13 protein-coding genes and 1 pseudogene are annotated in these 18,848 nt (G+C 70.3%); 4 read left to right on the top strand and 10 right to left on the bottom strand.

Going from position 1 to position 18,848, the window contains the following annotated elements:
* Positions 1–19 precede the first annotated feature (19 nt).
* The gene (locus MJQ72_RS03710; protein WP_240597680.1) at positions 20–844 is read left to right on the top strand and encodes an aldo/keto reductase; all 825 of its coding nucleotides are present in this window, start codon (positions 20–22) and stop codon (positions 842–844) included.
* Positions 845–860: 16 nt separating this feature from the next.
* On the opposite strand, the gene MJQ72_RS03705 is transcribed toward MJQ72_RS03710, so the two are convergent.
* Positions 861–2,462: a PHP domain-containing protein gene (locus MJQ72_RS03705; RefSeq protein WP_240597678.1), complete on the bottom strand. Its 1,602-nt coding sequence runs from the start codon at positions 2,460–2,462 to the stop codon at positions 861–863.
* A gap of 66 nt (positions 2,463–2,528) precedes the next feature.
* On the opposite strand from MJQ72_RS03705, the gene MJQ72_RS03700 reads away from it, so the two are divergent.
* Positions 2,529–3,086 (top strand): permease-like cell division protein FtsX, encoded by a 558-nt coding sequence (locus tag MJQ72_RS03700; protein ID WP_240597676.1) that lies wholly within the window; start codon positions 2,529–2,531, stop codon positions 3,084–3,086.
* Positions 3,087–3,242: 156 nt separating this feature from the next.
* On the opposite strand, the gene MJQ72_RS03695 is transcribed toward MJQ72_RS03700, so the two are convergent.
* Positions 3,243–5,354, bottom strand: coding sequence for a 3-hydroxyacyl-CoA dehydrogenase NAD-binding domain-containing protein (locus MJQ72_RS03695; protein ID WP_240597675.1), 2,112 nt, complete (start codon positions 5,352–5,354; stop codon positions 3,243–3,245).
* Between the two features lies 1 nt (position 5,355).
* Positions 5,356–6,588 carry a thiolase family protein gene (locus MJQ72_RS03690; RefSeq protein WP_240597673.1) on the bottom strand — a complete coding sequence of 411 codons (1,233 nt, stop codon included), beginning with the start codon at positions 6,586–6,588 and terminating at the stop codon, positions 5,356–5,358.
* 185 nt (positions 6,589–6,773) lie between these two features.
* Between MJQ72_RS03690 and bla the strand changes: the two genes are divergently transcribed.
* Positions 6,774–7,682, top strand: coding sequence for a class A beta-lactamase (bla, locus tag MJQ72_RS03685; RefSeq protein ID WP_240597671.1), 909 nt, complete (start codon positions 6,774–6,776; stop codon positions 7,680–7,682).
* A 106-nt stretch (positions 7,683–7,788) separates the two neighbouring features.
* On the opposite strand, the gene MJQ72_RS03680 is transcribed toward bla, so the two are convergent.
* From MJQ72_RS03680 to MJQ72_RS03655, 6 genes are all read right to left on the bottom strand, one after another.
* Positions 7,789–8,376 (bottom strand): D-alanyl-D-alanine carboxypeptidase family protein, encoded by a 588-nt coding sequence (locus tag MJQ72_RS03680; protein ID WP_315860898.1) that lies wholly within the window; start codon positions 8,374–8,376, stop codon positions 7,789–7,791.
* A gap of 126 nt (positions 8,377–8,502) precedes the next feature.
* A complete protein-coding gene (gene atzF, locus MJQ72_RS03675; RefSeq protein ID WP_240597668.1) occupies positions 8,503–10,116 on the bottom strand; it encodes an allophanate hydrolase in 1,614 nt (537 codons plus the stop codon).
* Positions 10,113–13,679 (bottom strand): urea carboxylase, encoded by a 3,567-nt coding sequence (uca, locus tag MJQ72_RS03670; RefSeq protein WP_240597667.1) that lies wholly within the window; start codon positions 13,677–13,679, stop codon positions 10,113–10,115. Before uca ends, atzF begins: the two co-directional genes overlap by 4 nt.
* Positions 13,676–14,290 (bottom strand): urea amidolyase associated protein UAAP2, encoded by a 615-nt coding sequence (locus MJQ72_RS03665; protein ID WP_240597666.1) that lies wholly within the window; start codon positions 14,288–14,290, stop codon positions 13,676–13,678. The genes uca and MJQ72_RS03665 overlap by 4 nt, the downstream gene beginning before the upstream one ends.
* Positions 14,287–15,120, bottom strand: a complete 834-nt coding sequence (locus tag MJQ72_RS03660; protein WP_240597664.1) for an urea amidolyase associated protein UAAP1 — start codon at positions 15,118–15,120, stop codon at positions 14,287–14,289. The genes MJQ72_RS03665 and MJQ72_RS03660 overlap by 4 nt, the downstream gene beginning before the upstream one ends.
* An 11-nt stretch (positions 15,121–15,131) precedes the next feature.
* Entirely contained in the window at positions 15,132–16,598 is a 1,467-nt protein-coding gene (locus MJQ72_RS03655) for an amino acid permease (protein ID WP_240597662.1), read from the bottom strand.
* Between the two features lie 177 nt (positions 16,599–16,775).
* Here MJQ72_RS03655 and MJQ72_RS03650 point away from each other — a divergent pair, with 177 nt between their 5' ends.
* Entirely contained in the window at positions 16,776–17,432 is a 657-nt protein-coding gene (locus MJQ72_RS03650) for a TetR/AcrR family transcriptional regulator (RefSeq protein ID WP_240597660.1), read from the top strand.
* 110 nt (positions 17,433–17,542) lie between these two features.
* Here MJQ72_RS03650 and MJQ72_RS03645 read toward each other — a convergent pair.
* Positions 17,543–18,807, bottom strand: a pseudogene (locus MJQ72_RS03645) (HRDC domain-containing protein).
* Positions 18,808–18,848: the final 41 nt, after the last annotated feature.

Genomic DNA, 18,848 nt, shown 5'->3' with positions numbered 1-18,848 from the left:
CTGGGGTTACGGTTCGAGCATGGTTCCCAGTATTCGGCTGAACAACGGAACATCCCTCCCGCAACTCGGGTTCGGGGTGTACAAGATCGGCGACGACGAGGTCGCCGGTGCCCTCCGCACCGCCATCGAGGCGGGCTACCGCGCCATCGACACGGCGACCCTGTACGCCAACGAACGCGGTGTCGGCGAGGCCGTCCGCACCAGCGGGCTGCCGCGTGAGGAACTGTTCGTCACCACGAAACTGTGGAACACCGAACACGGCTACGAACCGGCGTTGCGCGCCTTCGACACGAGCCTGAACGAGCTGGGGCTCGAGTACGTCGACCTGTACCTGATCCACTGGCCGCTGCCCGCGCAGGACAAGTACGTGGAAACGTGGCGGGCGCTGGAAAAGATCGCCTCCGACGGCCGGGCGAAGGCGATCGGCGTCTCGAACTTCCAGATCCCGCATCTGGAGCGGCTGATCGAGGAGACCGGGACCGTTCCCGCGGTGAACCAGATCGAATGCCATCCGTGGCTGCAGCAGCCGCTGCTGCGGGACTTCCACGAGAAGCACGAGATCGTCACCGAGGCGTGGGGCCCGCTGGCGCGCGGCGGAGACCTGCTCGCCGACGAGAAGATCACCACGATCGCCGGGAAACACGGCAAGACGCCGGCTCAGGTCGTGCTGCGCTGGCACGTCGAGATGAACCATCTGGTGATCCCGAAGTCCGTCACGCCCGAACGGATCAAGGCGAACATCGACGTCTTCGACTTCGCGCTCGACGCGCACGACACCGCCGCGATCGCGACGCTTGAGCAGGGGAAGCGGCTGGGGCCGGATCCGGACACACTGGGCGCCTAGACCCGGCCCCGGTCGCCTACCGCACGTCGACGAAGATCGGGTTCCCGTACAGCCACAGGTCTTCGAACGGGTTCGACTGCCCGATCACGTCGGCGCTCGGCTCGATCCCGCCGGGCACGTGCTTCTTGCCGTCCGTTCCGCGTGTTCGCACGAAGAACGGCTCGCGCACGTCGCGGAACGTGTGTCGGAAGGTGACCCGTCGCCCGGGCGCCCATCGCGGCTCGAAGGACCGCACCACCCGCGTGCCCGGGGCGGTCTGCGTGTCGCGGTCGGCGGCCGGGCCGGTCACCGGTCCGGACACGAGGTCGAGCCGCGCGAGCCGCGGGATCGTGCCGCCACCGTTCGGCCGGGCCGCCAGTTTCGCCGAGACGACGACCGTGACGTCGGATCCGCGCCGGACCCGCAGCCTGCCGCCCATCGTCGCCGAGCTCCAGCCGCTGTACGCGCCGAATTCGAGTTCCTGCGCGAGCCCGCCGTGCGCCACCCAGACGCGGCCAGCGCGCAGCCCTTCCAGCACCCCTTCGTGGCTTCGGCGGGTCACGCCGACCATCGTCCGGCTGAATTCGGCGGGAGCGAAGTCCGCGTACGGCGGTAGGGTCTGCGGGACACCGGTGTCGATCGGGTCCGGGTAGCCGCCGTGCTCGTCGTAGTAGCCGTCGGGGACGCTGGGCCGGACATGGGTGTCGCCGCGGTTGTAATGCGAGTCGGAGTTGCTGGTGATCCACCACGGCTTTCCTTCGGCCAGCAGCGAATCCCAGAGCCCGCCGACGGTCGCGGTGCTCCAGTCGAAGCCGCCGTAGGTGCGGTACGCCGACTCCGGGAACCCGGGCCACGAGTTCGAGCCGGGCGAGTTGCCGTATCCGCCACGCGCGCCACCACCGCTCCCGAGCGGTTTGGGGAAACCGTCGGCCTGCGCTCCCGGCGCGCCTTCCATGCCGATGACGATGCCGGGCGCGGCGTCGCGCAGCGCGCGGATCTCGTGCGGGGCGATCCGGCCGTTGCGCAGCGGGTGGTTGATCACCACCACCGGCGCGTGGATCCGGCGTGCCCGTTCCTCGGCGGCGAGCCAGCGGATCGCCTTGACGGCCAGCGCCTCGTTGTCCGGCGTGCCGGGTTCGGTCCCGGTCAGCCGCCAGTCGAAGGCGCGCTCGAACTCGCGCAGTTTCGCGGCCTGGTCCGCACCGGCCTGGAAGAACAGCGTCGCGTGCTCGGCGCCCGGCACGTTCCACTCCATGCCCTGCCACAGCAGGAGATCGGGATGCTCGCGCTGCGCGGCCCGGATCGCGGCGTTCGTGCGCTCGACCGAAGACTTCTCGTGCGCGGCGTGGCCGTGATCGGTGATCACCGCCCAGTCCGCGCCGTGACGGAGCGCGTCGGCGGCGATTCCGTCCACTGTGTACATCGCGTCGTAGGAGTACTGCGTGTGGATGTGGTGATCACCCGCCAGCCACCGATAGCGGTCGCGGCCGAAGACGAGGCCGAGATCGAGGTCGAGATTCAGGTCGAGGGCCTCCGCCGGGGCGGTGGCGGCGAGCGGGGCGCCCGCGGCCGCCGCGGACACGAGGCCCGCGCGCTTGAGGAATCCGCGGCGGTCGACGCCGGGTTTTTCGCTGTTCACCGGCCGGACGCTAAAGAGCCTCGTTGAACGGACGATGTCCGGACGGCGAAGGAACCGCTCCGTGTGATGATCGTCCCTGTGGAAGAACCGGAACGGACACCGAAGGCGTCACGGCGGTTGCTCTGGGTGGTCGTCGCCGCCGCGGCCCTGGTCCTCGCGGCCGTCGCGACGACCGCCGTCGTCCTCCTGAACCAGGTCGCCGAGAGGCCCGTCCCGGCGGCGCTGCCCCGGGACACGGCGCCCGTCCCGCTGGGGGAGCGGGAGCTCTGCGGGCTCCGGCTGGCGATGTTCATCGACGCCGACGAGGACATGGTCGCCGCCGCTCGGACGCTCCAGGACGACCAGAAGGCACGCCGGGTGCTCACCGAAACCAAGGCCGAGGCGTACGAGCGCTTCAAGAAGCTCTTCGCGGACCGGCCGGAACTGCTGGAGCTGACGACGCCGGACACGCTTCCCGCGGTGGTGCACCTCGTGCCCGTCGCCGGAACCGATGTCCCAGCGTGGGCGGACGAGCTGCGGCAGCGGTTCCCCAAGGCGAAGAAGGTCGACGTGCTCGACCCCGCGCGGATCGCCGCCCAGCTGACGACCACTCCGTCGCCCTGCCCGCCTTCGGGGGAACGCTGACGGCCCGTCTCCCCGGGGGATGGCCGGGGAGACGAACTTTCCCGTACCACCCAAGGCTTTCACGAAAACGTAGCCGTTCGCCATCAAATCCACGAAAAACGTGAAAGGCCACCGCCTGCGATCAAGGGATCGCCGACGGTGGCCTTTCGTCGTGGCTCAGGAGAGCGGCACGCTCGCCACACCCGGGGCCAGGAACGGCTTGCCGTTGACCTTCTCGGACACACCCGCCCGGTCGAGGTACGGCGTGATGCCGCCCAGCCAGAACGGCCAGCCCGCGCCGAGGATCAGGCACAGGTCGATGTCCTGCGCCTCCGCGACCACACCCTCGTCGAGCATGATCCGGATCTCCTCGGCGATCGCGGCCAGAGCGCGGTCACGCACCTGCTCGGACGTCGACGGCGAGTCGCCTTGCTGCCAGAGCTCGGCCACCTCGGGGTCGACGGTGGCGTTGCCCTTGTCGTCCCACTGCCAGACGCCCTTCTTGCCCGCCTTCACGAAGCGGTCGAGGTTCTCGCTGACGGTGAACCGGTCCGGGAACGCCCCGTGCAGGGTCTCCCCGACGTGCAGGGCGATCGCCGGGCCGACCAGCTGCATCAGCGTCAGCGGCGTCATCGGCAGGCCCAACGGCTCCAGTGCCTTGTCCGCGACGTCGAACGGCGTGCCCTCGTCCACGGTCACCAGCACCTCGCCGAGGAAACGCAGCAGCAACCGGTTGACCACGAACGCGGACGCGTCCTTGACCAGCACGCTCGACTTCTTGAGCTGCTTGCCGAGCGCGAACGCCGTCGCCAGGGCGGCGTCGTCGGTCTTCTCCGCGCGGACGATCTCCAGCAGCGGCATCACCGCGACCGGGTTGAAGAAGTGGAACCCGACCACGCGCTCCGGGTGCTTCAGCTGCGACGCCATCGCGGTGATCGACAGCGACGAGGTGTTCGTCGCCAGGATCGCCTCGGGCGAGACGTACTGCTCCAGGTCGGCGAAGACCTTCTGCTTGACGCCCAGCTCCTCGAACACCGCCTCGATCACGAAGTCGGCGTCGGCGAACGCGGACTTGTCGAGCGAGCCGGTGACGAGCGCCTTCAGCCGGTTCGCGCCGTCCGGCGAAACCCGCTTCTTGGCCAGCAGCTTGTCGATCTCACCGTGCACATAGGACACACCCTTGTCGACGCGTTCCTGGTCGACGTCGGTGAGCACCACCGGCACCTTGAGACGGCGCACGAACAGCAGCGCCATCTGGCTGGCCATCAGGCCCGCGCCGACGATGCCGACCTTGTTCACCTTGCGCGCCAGCGACTTGTCCGGCGCGCCCGCCGGCCGCTTGGCCCGCTTGTTGACCAGGTTGAACGAGTACAGCCCGGCCCGCAGGGTGTCGTCCATGAGCAGTTCGGCGAGCCCGTCGGTCTCGGCCGCGTAGCCGCGGTCGAGGTCGTTCTCGCGGGCCAGCTCCAGCAGCTCGACGGCCTTGGTCGCACCGGGGGACGCGCCCTTGGTGCGTCCGTCCACAATGGCCTTGGCGCGGGCGATCGCGGCGTCCCAGCCCGCGCCGCGGTCGATCTCGCGGCGGGCGGGGGTGATCTCGCCGTTGACGACCTTCGCCAGCCACAGCAGGGACTGTTCGAGGTAATCGGCCGAACCGAAGACCTCGTCGACGATGCCGAGCTCCGCCGCCTGCGCGACCTTCAGCATCTTGTTCTGGGCCAGCGCGTTCTCGATGATCACGGTGACCGCGGCGTCCGGCCCGATCAGGTTCGGCAGCAGCTGCGTGCCGCCCCAGCCCGGGAACAGGCCGAGGAAGACCTCGGGGAACGCGATCGCGGCGGTGTTCTCCGAAAGCGTGCGGTAGTGGCAGGAGAGCGCGAGTTCGAGCCCGCCGCCCATCACCGCGCCGTTGACGAACCCGAACGTCGGGATCTCGGATTCGGTGAGGCGCCGGAACACGTCGTGCCCGGTCTGCGCGATCTCCCGCGCCAGCGCCGGATCCGCGACCGCTTCGACGCCGGAAAGGTCGGCGCCGACGGCGAAGATGAACGGCTTGCCGGTGACCGCGATCGCGGCGGGTTCCGCGGCGAAGGCGGCGTCGATCGCGGTGTTGAGGCTCACCAGGCCCTGCGGGCCGAAGGTGTTCGGCCGGGTGTGGTCGTGGCCGTTGTCGAGGGTGATCAGCGCGACGGGCTTGTCGAGCCCGGGCACCTTCACCAGCCGGGTGACCGCGTTCGTGACGACCTCGTCGGGGAAGGCGGCTTTCGCCTGCTCAGCGGTGAAAGTCATGTTACTTGGCCCCCTCGAAAGCCGGGTTCTCCCAGATGACCGTGCCGCCCATGCCGATGCCGATGCACATGGTGGTCAGGCCGTAGCGCACGTCGGGACGCTCGGCGAACTGACGCGAAAGCTGCGTCATCAGCCGGACCCCGGAGGACGCGAGCGGGTGACCGCAGGCGATCGCGCCACCCCACTGGTTGACGCGGGGGTCGTCGTCGGCGATGCCGAAGTGGTCGAGGAACGCGAGCACCTGGACCGCGAACGCCTCGTTGATCTCGAACAGGCCGATGTCGTCGATCGACAGGCCGGTGCGCTTGAACAGCTTCTCGGTGGCGGGCACCGGGCCGATGCCCATGACCTCCGGCTCGACGCCGGCGAAGGAGTAGCCCACCAGGCGCATGCCGATCGGCAGGCCGAGCTCGCGGGCGGTGTCCTCGTCGGCGAGCAGGGCCGCGGTGGCGCCGTCGTTGAGCCCGGCCGCGTTGCCCGCGGTGATCCGGCCGTGCGGGCGGAACGGCGTCTTCAGCCCGGCGAGCTGCTCGACGGTGGTGCCCGGGCGCGGCGGCTCGTCCTCGGTCGCGAGACCCCAGCCGAGTTCCTTGGACCGGGTGGCGACCGGGACCAGCTCGGGGCCGATCTTGCCGGTCTTCACGGCTTCGGCGTATTTCTCCTGGCTGCGCGCGGCGAAGGCGTCGGTGCGCTGCTTGGTGATCGCCGGGAACCGGTCGTGCAGGTTCTCCGCGGTCTGGCCCATGACGAGCGCCGTCGGGCCGACGAGCTTGTCGGCGATGATGCGCGGGTTCGGGTCCACGCCCTCGCCCATCGGGTGGCGGCCCATGTGCTCGACGCCGCCGGCGATGGCGATGTCGTAGGCGCCGAAGCCGATCCCGCTCGCGGTGGTGGTGACCGCGGTCATCGCGCCCGCGCACATCCGGTCCAGCGCGAAACCGGGCACCGACTTCGGCAGGCCCGCCAGCAGCGCGGCGGTGCGGCCGATGGTCAGGCCCTGGTCGCCGATCTGCGTGGTGGCGGCGATCGCCACCTCGTCGACGCGCTCGGGCGGCAGCTCGGGGTGCCGCCGCAGCAGTTCACGGATGGCGTTGACGACGAGGTCGTCGGCACGGGTGCCGGCGTACATGCCCTTTTCGCCTGCCTTGCCGAAGGGCGTCCGCACCCCTTCGACGAAGGCGACATTGCGTACCGACCGCGCGTTCGGCGCGAGCGGTGTTGCTCCTGCGGCCACGAATGCTCCTGAAGTAGAGGTTGTCCTGACCGCACCCTAGCCCCGGTTACCCGTCGGTAACCAGGTTGGTGGCCCGGTCGAGTGGGGGAAGGCACACTCCCGGGGTCACCCGCCTCGGCCGCTTGGCCGATCCGGGGGCGGTGGGGAAGTTGCTATGTTCGAAGTGATCAGGGGGAGGGATCACGATGAACTCGCCGGGGCCTGCCGTCACCCGTCGTGCGCTACTGGGGACGGCGGTCCTCGCGTCACTGGCCGCCTGCACTCGGGCGAACCCGCCCGCGCCGCCGCCCGCCCCTCCGCCACCCACCACGCGGCAGTTCCACGACCGGTTGATGGAGCTGGAGAAGAAGTTCGACGCCCGGCTCGGCGTGTACGCGCTCGACACCGAAGGCGGCGGCACCGTCGAGCATCGTGCCGACGAGCGGTTCGCGTTCTGCTCGACGTTCAAAGGGGTCGCGGCGGCCGCGGTCCTGCAGCGCAACCCGTTGTCGCATCTGGAAACCCGGGTCCGCTACTCGCGGGACGACCTGATGAAACACGCCCCGGTCACCGAGCGGCACGTGGCCACGGGCATGACGATCCGCCAGCTGTGCGACGCCGCCGTCCGGTTCAGCGACGGCACCGCGGGCAACCTCCTGCTGCGGGATCTCGGCGGCCCCGCCGCGCTGACGGCGTTCACGCGCGGTCTCGGCGACACGGTCACGCGGATGGACCGGGTCGAACCGGCCATCACCGAGGCCACGCCGGGCGACCTTCGCGACACCACCACGCCGCGGGCCTTCGCGGCCGACTACCGGGAGATCGTGCTCGGGGACACGCTGCCCGCCGAGAAACGCGACTTCCTGCGCGATCTGCTCCAGCGCACCGTCACCGGCGCCGGCCGGATCCGGGCGGGCCTGCCGCCCGGCTGGACCCTCGCCGGCAAGACCGGAACGGGTGAGTACGGCACGCTGAACGACATCGCCGTCCTGTGGCCGCCGGACAAGGCGCCGATCGTCCTGGCGATCATGTCCAGCAAGGCGGCGAAGGACGCTCCGTACGACGAAGCGCTGCTCGCCGAGGCCGCGAAATACGTCGTGGAAACGCTCGCCTAACCCGTAACTCGCGTGCTCGAAGACGGAACTCGCGTGCTTGGAGCCGTAACTCATGAGATACGGCTCCAGGCACGCGAGTTACGCGTCCAGGCACGCGAGTTACGGCTTAGTTGCCGGTGGCGCTGGGGAGCAGGGCGGGGCAACCGGCGGTCTTGTAAGCCGGGTCGTACTCGAAATGCCATTTCTCGTTGTCGTAGCGGCGGCACCAGCCGAGCGCGCCGCCGTTCTTGTCCACCCACGCGGCCGAATTCAGCGGCTGGATGTCGACGGCGATCCCCTTGACGTGCATGGACGTCTCCGGCTGCAGTGCCCATTTCTTGGCCTGCTCCACGGAGCCGAACCGCTCGACGGCCTTGTCGAATTCGCGCTGCTGCTGGGCCCGGCTTCGCTTGCCGTCGTTCACGCAGAGCGTGATGTTCTGTGCTTTGGCCTTGGCGCGCATGGCGTTCCACGCCTCGATCACGTCCGTGCGCATCCCGAAGGTGTCTTCGTCGACATAGCGCTTGTCGACGGCGCAGGTCGGGCCGCTCTCGGGGCCGGGGACCTCTTCGAGGACCGCGAGCGCCTGCCCGTTCACCGGTTTGACGGCCAGGCCGGTGGCGCCGAGCGTCACCATCGCGGCCACGACGAGTCCCAGCGCCGCGAACACGCTGATCACGGTCCGGCGGCTGGAGGTGGATGTGGTGGGCACCACTCCGAAGTTACCCAGCGCCTGGCGGGCCGCCACGGTTTGTGAGGTTGTTCCCAGAACGGCGGAACCAGACAACCTCGTGAGTGGTAAGGACGGTTCTAACCGTCCTTACCACTCACGAGGCGGGACTCAACGACTCAAGTACCCGAGCCACCCGCCGTACCCCGTGATGTCCTCGGCACCCTCCACGGCGCCGGGCTCGCAGACGAATCCGGGCACCTCGCTCCCGTCGGCCAGCCGGACCTTCCCGATGGCCAGCGGCGCGGGAACACCCGCCACGAACTCGCCGAAGCCGCTCAGGGGCAGGTCCCACACCTCGGCCTCGATCGCCGCACCGCCCGAAGCGACCCGGACGAGGCCGGGTTTCGGCGGCACGGTGTCCAGCGCGAACAGCCGGTACTCCGCCGCCGTCGGTCCCGCGGAAACGAACCGGCCACCACGCGAGGTCAGCTCGTGGTTCAGCGGCTGCCCGCGCAGATGCGCGCCGACGACCGCGATCCGCGTCCGCCGCGGCACCGAGCGGGCGACGTCGGCGAGGATCCGGTCGGCGTACGCGGGCCCGACCAGCATCACCCCGAACGGCAGCCCGCCCACGGTTCCGGCGGGCACGGCGAGCGACGACAGGCCCAGCAGGTTCGTCGAGTTCGTGAACCGGCCCAGCCGCGCGTTCACGCCCAGCGGGTCGGCCTCGACTTCGGCGATCGTCGGGTGTTCCGTCGTCGTGGGCAGCAGGATGCAGTCCACAGTGGACAACACTGCCGACGCCTCGCCGGAAAGACCGTCGAGCGTGGCGAGGTCACTGAACAACCGATGCGCCGGGATGTCCCTCGCCGCGCCGATGATTTGCCGCACGGCCGGATCGACGGCATCCGGATGCCTGTCGATGAACTCGCCGACCGCCGAGTACCGCTCGGCCACGAAAGCGCCTTCGTACAGCAGGCGCGCCGCGGCCAGGAACGGTGATATGTCGACAGGGACCAGTTCCGCGCCCGCCTCCCGATACGAGCGAGCCGCCTCGGCGAACGCCTCGGCCCAGCCGTCCTGCAACGGGCCCACCTCGGACGGCACGCCGATCCGGAAAGGACGGTTCGGCACCGGAAGATCACGCGGCTCGCTCAGGCAGGCGAACGCCGCCATCGCCTCGTCGACCGTCCGCGCGAACACCGTGACGCAGTCGATGCTCGCGCACGCGGGCACGACACCGGTCGTCGGCAGCAGTCCGCGCGTCGGCTTCAGCCCGACGATCCCGTTGAACGCCGCCGGGACCCGGCCGGATCCGGCGGTGTCCGTGCCCAGCGCGAGATCCGCGATCCCGAGCGCCACCGCGACCGCCGACCCCGAACTCGACCCGCCCGAGACGTACGCCGGATCGATCGCGTTCCGGACCGCCCCGTGCGGGCTGCGCGTGCCGACCAGCCCGGTCGCGAACTGGTCCAGATTGGTCGTGCCCAGGATCAGCGCCCCGGCCGCGCGCAGCCGCGCCACCACCGGCGCGTCCTCGTCCGGCCGATAGGCGTACTCGGGGCAAGCCGCCGTGGTCGGCAGCCCGGCGACGTCGATGTTGCCCTTGACCGCGGCGAGTTTCCCGTACAGCGGCAAGGATTCCCCCGCCGCGCGACGGGCTTCCAGCTTCTCCGCGTCGTCGAGCACGTCCGCCTCGGGACGCAGGTCGATCCAGATCTCGGGCCGGCCGGCCCGCGCGATCCGGTGGTACGCGGCGCGCACCCGCTCCGGCACGCTCATCCCGCGCTCCTTCCCACTACCACCAGCGGTGTGCCGGGGGCGACTTGATCACCCGGCGAGACGAGGACCTCGACGACCTCACCGGCCGCGGGCGCGGGGATCCGCGCCTCGGTCTTCATCGCTTCGAGGATCACCAGCGTCTCGGCCGCGTCGATCTTCTTCCCGGGCTCGACGTCCACCCGCCACACGGTCGCCGCGAACGGCGCTTCGACGACGTGCCCGCCGGGCGGGGCCTCGACCTTCGTGGTCGGGACCTTCGCGCCGACCGGCTCCGGCCGCGGGTCGAACTCGCCCGCCGCCGCCCACGCCTGCCGCTCCGCCTCGAACGCCGCGCTCTGCTTCGCCCGGAACGCGGCGATGTCGGCCGCGTTGTCGGCCAGGAAGCGTTCGTGGTCGGCCAGCGCGAACTCGCCGTCGGTGATGTCGAGTTCGAGCTCTCCCGCCGAACTCCGTGCCCGCAGGTCGAGCAGTTCCTCCGCGCTCACCGGGTACCACGAGATCCGGTCGAAGAACCGCAGCAGCCACGGCGAACCCGGCTCGAACGACCCGCGCTGCCGCCAGCCGCTCCACACCTGCACGGTCCGCCCGACGAACTGGTAGCCGCCGGGGCCCTCCATACCGTAGATGCACAGGTACGAGCCGCCGATGCCGACCGAGTTCTCCGCGGTCCAGGTGCGGGCCGGGTTGTACTTCGTGGTCACCAGCCGGTGCCGCGGGTCCAGGGGAGTGGCCACCGGCGCGCCGAGATAGACGTCGCCGAGGCCGAGCACCAGGTACTCCGCGTCGAACACCGTGCGGTAGACGTCGTCCACACTGGACAGACCGTTCACCCGGCGGATGAACTCGATGTTCCACGGGCACCACGGCGCGTCGTCCCGCACGCCCGCCATGTACCGCTCGATCGCCTCACGCGTCGCCGGGTCGTCCCAGGACAACGGCATCCGCACAGTCCGGCTCGGCACCACGAGATCGGCGGTGCGCGGCAGGTCGTGCTCCACCTCCTGCACGAGGCCGAGCAGTTTCGGCACCGGGAGCACGTCCGGATCGACGTGGACCTGCAGCGAGCGAATGCCCGGAGTCAGGTCGATCACGCCGTCGAGCCCTTCCGTGGCCAGCCGATCGGCCAGGGCGTGGACCCGCATCCGCAGCGCCAGGTCCAGTTTCATCGGCCCGTACTCGATCAGCAGGTTGTCGTCGCCGCTGCGCCGGTAGGTGACCTCGGGGTTCTCGTCCGCTGTGGACAGACGGCCGAGGATGCCGCCGTCGTCGATCGGCTTCCGGCTCGCCTTGACCGCAGTCGCCGGCTCGTCCCGCAGCGCGCCCGCGTGCTCGGTGGTGATCGGCACGAACCGCACGGTGTCGCCCGGCCGCAGCTGGCCGAGTTTCCACCGCTGCCCGGTCACCACGGTCGCCGGGCAGACGAACCCGCCGAGGCTCGGCCCGTCCGGGCCCAGCAGGATCGGCAGGTCGCCGGTGTAGTCGACGGCGCCGATCGCGTACGGCGTGTCGTGAATGTTCGACGGGTGCAGTCCCGCTTCGCCGCCGTCCTCCCGCGCCCAGCGCGGCCGTGGCCCGACGAGCCGGACGCCGGTCCGCGCGGAGTTGAAGTGCACCTCCCAATCGGTGGCGTAGAAGGTCTCGACGTCGTCCGTGGTGAAGAACTCCGGCGCGGCGTGCGGCCCCTCGGCCGCGCCGATCTCCCAGTGCGTGGCGAAGACCGGGCGTTCGGCCTCGGGGACGGGACCGGTGACGGCGTTCTCCGGAAGCGGCCCGGGGGAGAGGACGTCCCCGGTCGCCAGCGCGCGCCCGCCGTGCCCGCCGAAACCGCCGAGGGTGAACGTCGCCGCGCTGCCGAGGAAGTCCGGCACGTCGATCCCGCCGCGCACGAGGACGTACGCGCGGAGCCCGGCGGTCCCGGTGCCGACGTCGAGCACGCCGCCCGCGGGGATCTCGACCGGTGTCCATTGTGGAACAGAGGAACCGTCGACGGTCACCGGCGAAGGAGAACCCGTGACGCAAACGATTGCGTCCGCGGTGAACCGCAGCGAGACACCGTCCACAGTGCACTCCAGGCCGGCCGCGCCTTCGGGATTGCCGAGGGCGCGGTTGCCCAGCCGCAGGGACAGGTCGTCCATCGGCCCGTTCGGCGGGACACCCACGTGCCAGAACCCCAGCCGGCCCGGCCAGTCCTGGACGGTGGTCATCGTGCCGCCCCGCAGGACCTCGATCCGCGGTTCGGGATCGGTGATCGTGCCGAGGGTCGCGGTGTCGTGCGTGACCTCGTGCAGCCGCCGATCCGCGGCGACCGCGCGCAGCTGGCCGAGGTTCGTCCGGACGCCGTCCACCCGGCTTATCCCGAGCGCCTCGCTCAGCGCGGAAAGCGCCTCGCGCCGATCCGCGCCGACGGTGATCACCTTGGCGAGCAGCGGGTCGTAATGCGTCGTCACCTTCGCCCCGGCCTCGACCCAGGTGTCGACCCGGACGCCCTCGGGGAAATGAGCGCGGGTCAGCAGGCCCGCGCTCGGCCGGTGCCCGGCGGCCGGATCCTCCGCGTACACGCGGGCTTCGATCGCGTGCCCGCGCGGCGACGGCGTGGTGGCGAACATCCCGGTGTCGCCGTCGGCGAGCCGGAGCATCCACGAGACCAGGTCGATGCCGTAGACCGCCTCGGTGACCGGATGTTCGACCTGCAGCCTCGTGTTGACTTCGAGGAACGCGGCCTCTTCGCGCTCCGGGTCGTAGATGAACTCGACCGTTCCGGCGGACCGGTAGCGCACCGAAGCGCAGAGGTCGACGGCCGCCGAGACCAGTTTCTCCCGCACCGCTTCGGAAAGCCCCGGCGCGGGGCACTCTTCGAGCACCTTCTGATTGCGCCGCTGCAGGGTGCAGTCCCGCGTGCCCAGCGCCAGCACCTCACCCGTGCCGTCGCCGAACACCTGGACCTCGACATGCCGCGCGCGGGTCACGAGCCGTTCGAGGAACACGCCCGACGTCGAGAAGCTCTTGGCCGCGATGTTCTGCACCGCCTCCCAGGCGTCGCGGAGTTCCCCGGCGGACGCGCAGGCCCGCATGCCGATCCCGCCGCCACCGCCGGTGGCCTTGAGCATCACGGGATAACCGATCTCCGCTGCCGCCCTCTCGGCGTCTTCCAGGGCGGCCAGCAAGCCGGTACCCGGCAGCAGCGGAACGCCGGCTTCGACGGCCTTTTCCCGTGCGGTGTGCTTGCTGCCGAAGACCTCCAGATGCTCCGCCGCGGGACCGGCGAACCGGATCCCGGCCGCTTCCACGGCCCTGGCGAAGGCGGCGTCCTCGGACAGGAAGCCGTAACCAGGGTGGATCGTGTCCGCCCCGGTCTTCAGCGCGGCTTCGATGATGGCGTCGCCGAGGAGATAGCTCTCTCTCGCCGGCGCCGGGCCGAGACGGACGGCTTCGTCGGAAAGCCGTACGTGCGCGGCCGTGCGGTCGGCGTCGGAGTAGACGGCGACCGTCGGAATGCCCATCTCCCTTGCCGTCCGGATGATCCGGACGGCGATTTCCCCCCGGTTGGCGACGAGCAGTTTCACGCGCCACCGCCGGTGACGATCATCCGGACCGGCGTCGGGTCGAAACCGTTGCACGGATTGTTGATCTGCGGGCAGTTCGACACCAGCACGAGCACGTCGGTCTCGGCGCGCAGCCGGACTTCGAGACCGGGCGCGGAGATGCCGTCGACGATACCGAGCGTGCCGTCCTGTTCCACCGGCACGTTCATGTACCAGTTGACGTTGCTGACCAGATCCCGTTTGCCGAGCCCCCATTTGGCGCCTTCGGTCAGGAAGTTCTCGACGCAGGCGTGCTGGTACCGCGTGTGCTGGCCGTAGCGGAGGCTGTTCGATTCCTTGCTGCAGGCGCCGCCGATCGTGTCGTGCCGCCCGCAGGTGTCCTCCACGACGGTCAGCAGCGGTGCGCCCTCGCCGGTGCGCAGCACGCTGCCGGTGGTGAGGAAGATGTTGCGCTGCGCGGCGATCGTGGCGGCCGCGCTGTACCTCTTCGCCGTGTCGGCGGCGTCGTAGCAGAGGAAGTCGACGGCCTGGTTGCCGCCGAGATCGATGATCGCGAGCGTCTCGCCCTCGCGCAGCACGGTGGAATACGGCGCCCGCGCGGCGACCTCGGTGTCGGAGATGATCGTCGTCATGCCAGGCCCCTAGCGGTGAGGTAGTCGGCGGTGTTCTCGAAGGCGCGCTGTGCTTCGGGAGAGGATGTCCATTCAGGACTGTCCGGTGTGGACGGCGCGCTTCGCTGGGCGAGGACGCGCAACGGGGTGACCGTGTAGTCCGGGCGCGGGTCGAGCGGGTGCGCGACGTTGACGATCAGGACGATCACCGGGAGTTCGGTGCGCAGGACCACGGTCTTGCCGGGGCCCGCCGAACCGGTGAACGTCAGCCCGCCGTCGGTCTCCACGTGGACGCCCTGGAAGAAGGACAGGCTCGGCGGGAGATCGCGCGGCGCGAGGCCGTGTTTGGCGGCGGCGAGGGTGAACAGCGCGTTGCCCGACGGCGAATCGCCTTGTGGGCTCCCGTCGCCGTAGCGCTCGGCGTTGCCGTCCACAGTGGACGTTCCGCAGAGGGCGTCGTGTTTCCCGCTTTCGTCGGTGACGACGGTCGCGAGCACCCGCGCCTGGTCCGAAAGCAAGGCGATCGACTCGTCGAGGTAGGCGTTCCACTGGACCTTCACCGTGTCCGCGACGTTCAGCCGTTCCCAGGGCTGGTCGGCGTTGAACAGCAGCACATGCGCGCAGGCGTCGCCTTCGAGGTCGGTCAGCCGCAGTTCGGTGCCGCGGGCGAGGACCTTGTGGGTGTAGCCGCCGCCGGCGACGGTCTCGGCCCAGACCAGCTTCGCCGGGTCGATCCCGGGCGGCGGGTCCGGCCAGGTGGACGCCGGGATGGACGGCATCGCTTCGGCCACCGTGCCCGCCTGGGCGCGGGCATGGTCGCGCGCGCCGTACGTGGTCGATGTCGTGCTCATGGAACCTTCCTTCAGGTCGCGGGGACGGGAACCGTGGTGAGCGCGGAGCGGCGGCGCCAGCAGAGATAGCCGGTGAGCAGCGCGGCGCCGACGAACTCGATCGGGAACAACAGGACCCAGACGGAACCGGTGCCCGCCAGGTCGTAGATTTCGGCTCGTGGCCAGGCGATGTTGACGATCATCATCGCGCCGTACCCTACTGCCGCGATGTTGACCGGAATAGCCCATCGCCCCAGGGAGAAATGGCCGGGTTCGGCGGTGAAACGGCCTTGACGGCGGCGGATCAGCAGGGGTCCGGTCACCAGCAGATAGGCCAGATAGACCACGACCACCGAAGTGCCGGTGATGGTGCTGAAGATCGTCGGGTTCCCCAGATTCAGCAGCAGCAGCCCGATGGCGAGCACCCCGGACAGCACCGCGGGCGCGATCGGCGTGCCGGTGCGGGCGTTCACCGCGGAAAGGCGTTTGGCGCCGGGGAGCGCGCCGTCGCGGGCCATCGAGTAGAACAGCCGGACCGTGCCGGTCTGGATGGTCAGGGTGCAGACGACGACCGCGATCGCGACGTCGGCGAGGAAGACCCGGCCGAGCGTGTCGCCGAAGACGGCCGTGATCACATACGGCAGGCCCTTCCCGGCCAGCTGCCCGTCGGTCAGGCTCGGCGCGGCCATCAACGCGGTGATGACGACCGCGAGCCCGCCGATCCCGGAGATCAGGAGGGCGCGAAGCACGGCGCGAGGAGCGGTGCGGCGGGCGTCCTTCGTCTCCTCGGCGACGGAGGCGGCGGTATCGAAGCCGTACAGCACGTACGCCGCCATCAACGCCGAAGCGAGGACACCGCCGGCTCCAGGGCTGTCACACGCGGGCTGGAGCACGACCTGCGGACCGCGGACGGCGAACAGCGCGAGCCCGATGATCAGCACGAGGACGCCGACGAGTTCGGCCGCGACCCCGACGTCGTTGATCCGCGCCATCAGCCGCACGCCGCCCGCGTTGATCGCGGTGGTGACGACGATCAGCGCGGTGCCGAGCAGGACCGCGTTGCTGGCACCGGTCGGGGAGGTGATCGCCGGATCCCCGCCGACGAGCTGGAACCCGCTCCAGACCGACGGGAGGACGACCTGCAGCGCGATCGCGGCACCGGCGAGTGCCACGACGCAGCCCACCAGCATCATCCAGCCGGCGAGCCACCCCGCGAATCCGGGGGAGAGGTGTTTCGCCCACTGGTAAACCGATCCGGCCAGCGGGAATCGGGCGGCGAGTTCGGCGAAGTTGAGCGCGACGAGCAATTGCCCGGCGATCACCAGCGGCCATGTCCAGAAGAAGAGCGTGTCGCCGAACGAATAGCCGAAGGCGAACAGCTGGAACACCGTCGTAAGGATGGAAACGAAGGAGAAACCGGCGGCGAAGGCGGAGAAACCGCCCAGTGTCCGGCGAAGTTCTTGGCGGTACCCGAAGGCGGAAAGGTCCTCGGAGGGCATTGCGGAGGCTCCTGTCTCAAGGGCCGGATTTCGATCGGCTGACCGAAATTAAGCGCGTGCGGGATCCTTCCGATCTCCGCCGGGTAAGCGCGGTGTTAACAGATACCGGATTCGGTAACCTGGGCCGACCGCCGGACGTAACAAAGATCTTCGCGGAGAAATGGCAGGATCGGATAGATGACGAAAACGACCGGGGTGGGCAGACCGAGAGCCAGCGGCGCGGCCGCGAGCAAGCGGGAGGCGCGGCTCGCCGTCTTGGACGCGGCGGGGGAGCTGTTCACCGGCGCCGGCTACGCGGCGACGACCACGCGGGCCATCGCCGAACGCGCCGGCCTGCGCCAGGCGTCGCTCTACTACCACTTTCCGTCCAAAGAGGACATTCTCGCGGCGCTGCTGGAGGACACCGTCCGGCCGTCGCTGGACGTCGCGGGCGGGCTGTCGGCCAAGCTCGCGCCGGTCGGCACGAGGCTGTGGGCGCTGGCCTACGCGGACATCCACTTGCTCGGCAGCGCGCGGCACAACCTCGGCGCCCTGTACCTGCTGCCGGAGATCTCGTCGCCGCGGCTCGCGCGGTTCCGGGCCGAACGGGCGGAGCTCAAACGCGTGTACGGCTCGCTCGTCGCGGCGGCGGGCGTCACGGCCGCCCTCCAGGCGATCCGGACGGACCTCGTGTTCGGGCTCGTCGAGAGCATCGCGATCGTCCGGCGAGACCAGCCGGACCTGGACGTCGAGGCGCACGCCGTCGAAGGGGCCGACAGCGTGCTGAGGCTCGTCGGGCTCGGGGAGCCGGACACCGTCCTGCGCGGCTCCGCGCGAGCGCTGCTGGAGGGCTGAAAGCGTCCTTCACCGCATGCCATGAGGCGAAAGCGTCCTTGACCGCGTGCGACGAGGCGAAAGCGTCCTTCACCGCGTGACATGCGGTGAAGGCGTCCTTCAGCTCCCGCTCAGGTCGCGGTGGAGTGGAGCGCCTTGCTCAGCACCGCGACCGTCAGCTCGACCTGCCAGGGCCGGGCACCGCCGTCGCGCAGGACCTCGGCGACGGAGTCCTCGCTCAGCTCCGCGGGCGGACGCCAGCAGGTGCGGCGCACCAGTTCCGGCAGCAGCAGGTTCTCCACCGGCAGCCGCCGGTCCTCCGCGATCGCCGAAAGCGCCGCGCGGGCGGCGGAAAGCCGGGCGGCGGCGTCGGGATCCTTGTCCGACCACCGGTTCACCGGCGGCGGCCCGTCGGTCTGCTGCGCGGGGTGGGCAGTTCGTCGGCGGGGAGCGCGCGGGCGGCCTGCAGATGCCGCAGCCAGCTCGCGGTGTACTTGCGCTGCACCCGGCCGCTGAACACCGGCAGCGCCTGCAGCTGCTCGACGGTCTTCGGGTCGGCGGTGACGGCGTTGATGATCGCGCTGTCGGGCAGGATCCGGCTCGGCGCGCGGTCGCGTTTGCGGGCGAGCTCGTCGCGCGCCTGCCACAGCTCGCGGACGGCGGCGAGGCCGCGGGCGCTGCGGATCTTGTGCACGCCGGACGTCCGGCGCCACGGCTCGGCCCGAGGGGCGGGCGGCGGCGCGGTGCGGACGGCCTCGAATTCCTGCTGGGCCCATTCGAGCTTGCCCTGGGCGGCCAAGTCGGCTTCGAGCTTCTCGCGCAGCTCGATGAGCAGCTCGACGTCGAGGGCGGCGTAGTTCAGCCAGTCGACGGGAAGCGGGCGCTTCGACCAGTCGGCGGCGCTGTGCCCCTTCTCCAGCTGGTAGCCGAGGAGGAGTTCGACGAGGGTGCCGAGGGCGACCCGTTCGTACCCGGCGAGCCGTCCGGCGAGTTCGGTGTCGAACAGGCTCTTCGGGTGCAGGTCGAGTTCGGCGAGGCACGGCAGGTCCTGCGAGGCCGCGTGCAACACCCATTCGGCGTTGTTGAGGACTTCCGCGAGGGGTTCGAGCTGCCCTTCGAGCGGAATGGGGTCGATGAGGAAGGAGCCGGCACCTTCGCGGCGCAGCTGCACGAGATAGGCCTTGGGCCAGTATCGGTAGCCGGACGCGCGTTCGGTGTCCACGGCGATGGCCCCGCTGCCGCCCGCGATCTTCACGCAGGCTTCGGCGAGGGCGGTCGCGTCGGCGATCACCGGTGGAGTGCCCTCGGCGGGCTCGCGCAGCAGGACCGGTCCACCGGTGTCGTCGGTGCCGGTCTTCGGGTCCGTCTGCGGTTCTCCGGGTCGGTCGCCTTCCATAGGTGAAGACCCTACGGGACGAGCGGACCGCGCCTGGTCCG

This window comes from Amycolatopsis sp. EV170708-02-1, assembly GCF_022479115.1.
Taxonomy (GTDB): Bacteria; Actinomycetota; Actinomycetes; order Mycobacteriales; family Pseudonocardiaceae; genus Amycolatopsis.
Note: the sequence above shows the minus strand (reverse complement) of the source record. Positions and strands in the feature narration are given on the sequence as shown.

Coding starts and splice junctions, on each gene's coding strand:
- MJQ72_RS03710 (WP_240597680.1), top strand. CDS start 20: ATGGTTCCCAGTATTCGGCTGAACAACGGAACATCCCTCCCGCAACTC.
- MJQ72_RS03700 (WP_240597676.1), top strand. CDS start 2,529: ATGATCGTCCCTGTGGAAGAACCGGAACGGACACCGAAGGCGTCACGG.
- MJQ72_RS03695 (WP_240597675.1), bottom strand. CDS start 5,354: ATGACTTTCACCGCTGAGCAGGCGAAAGCCGCCTTCCCCGACGAGGTC.
- bla (WP_240597671.1), top strand. CDS start 6,774: ATGAACTCGCCGGGGCCTGCCGTCACCCGTCGTGCGCTACTGGGGACG.
- atzF (WP_240597668.1), bottom strand. CDS start 10,116: ATGAGCGTGCCGGAGCGGGTGCGCGCCGCGTACCACCGGATCGCGCGG.
- MJQ72_RS03665 (WP_240597666.1), bottom strand. CDS start 14,290: ATGACGACGATCATCTCCGACACCGAGGTCGCCGCGCGGGCGCCGTAT.
- MJQ72_RS03660 (WP_240597664.1), bottom strand. CDS start 15,120: ATGAGCACGACATCGACCACGTACGGCGCGCGCGACCATGCCCGCGCC.
- MJQ72_RS03655 (WP_240597662.1), bottom strand. CDS start 16,598: ATGCCCTCCGAGGACCTTTCCGCCTTCGGGTACCGCCAAGAACTTCGC.
- MJQ72_RS03650 (WP_240597660.1), top strand. CDS start 16,776: ATGACGAAAACGACCGGGGTGGGCAGACCGAGAGCCAGCGGCGCGGCC.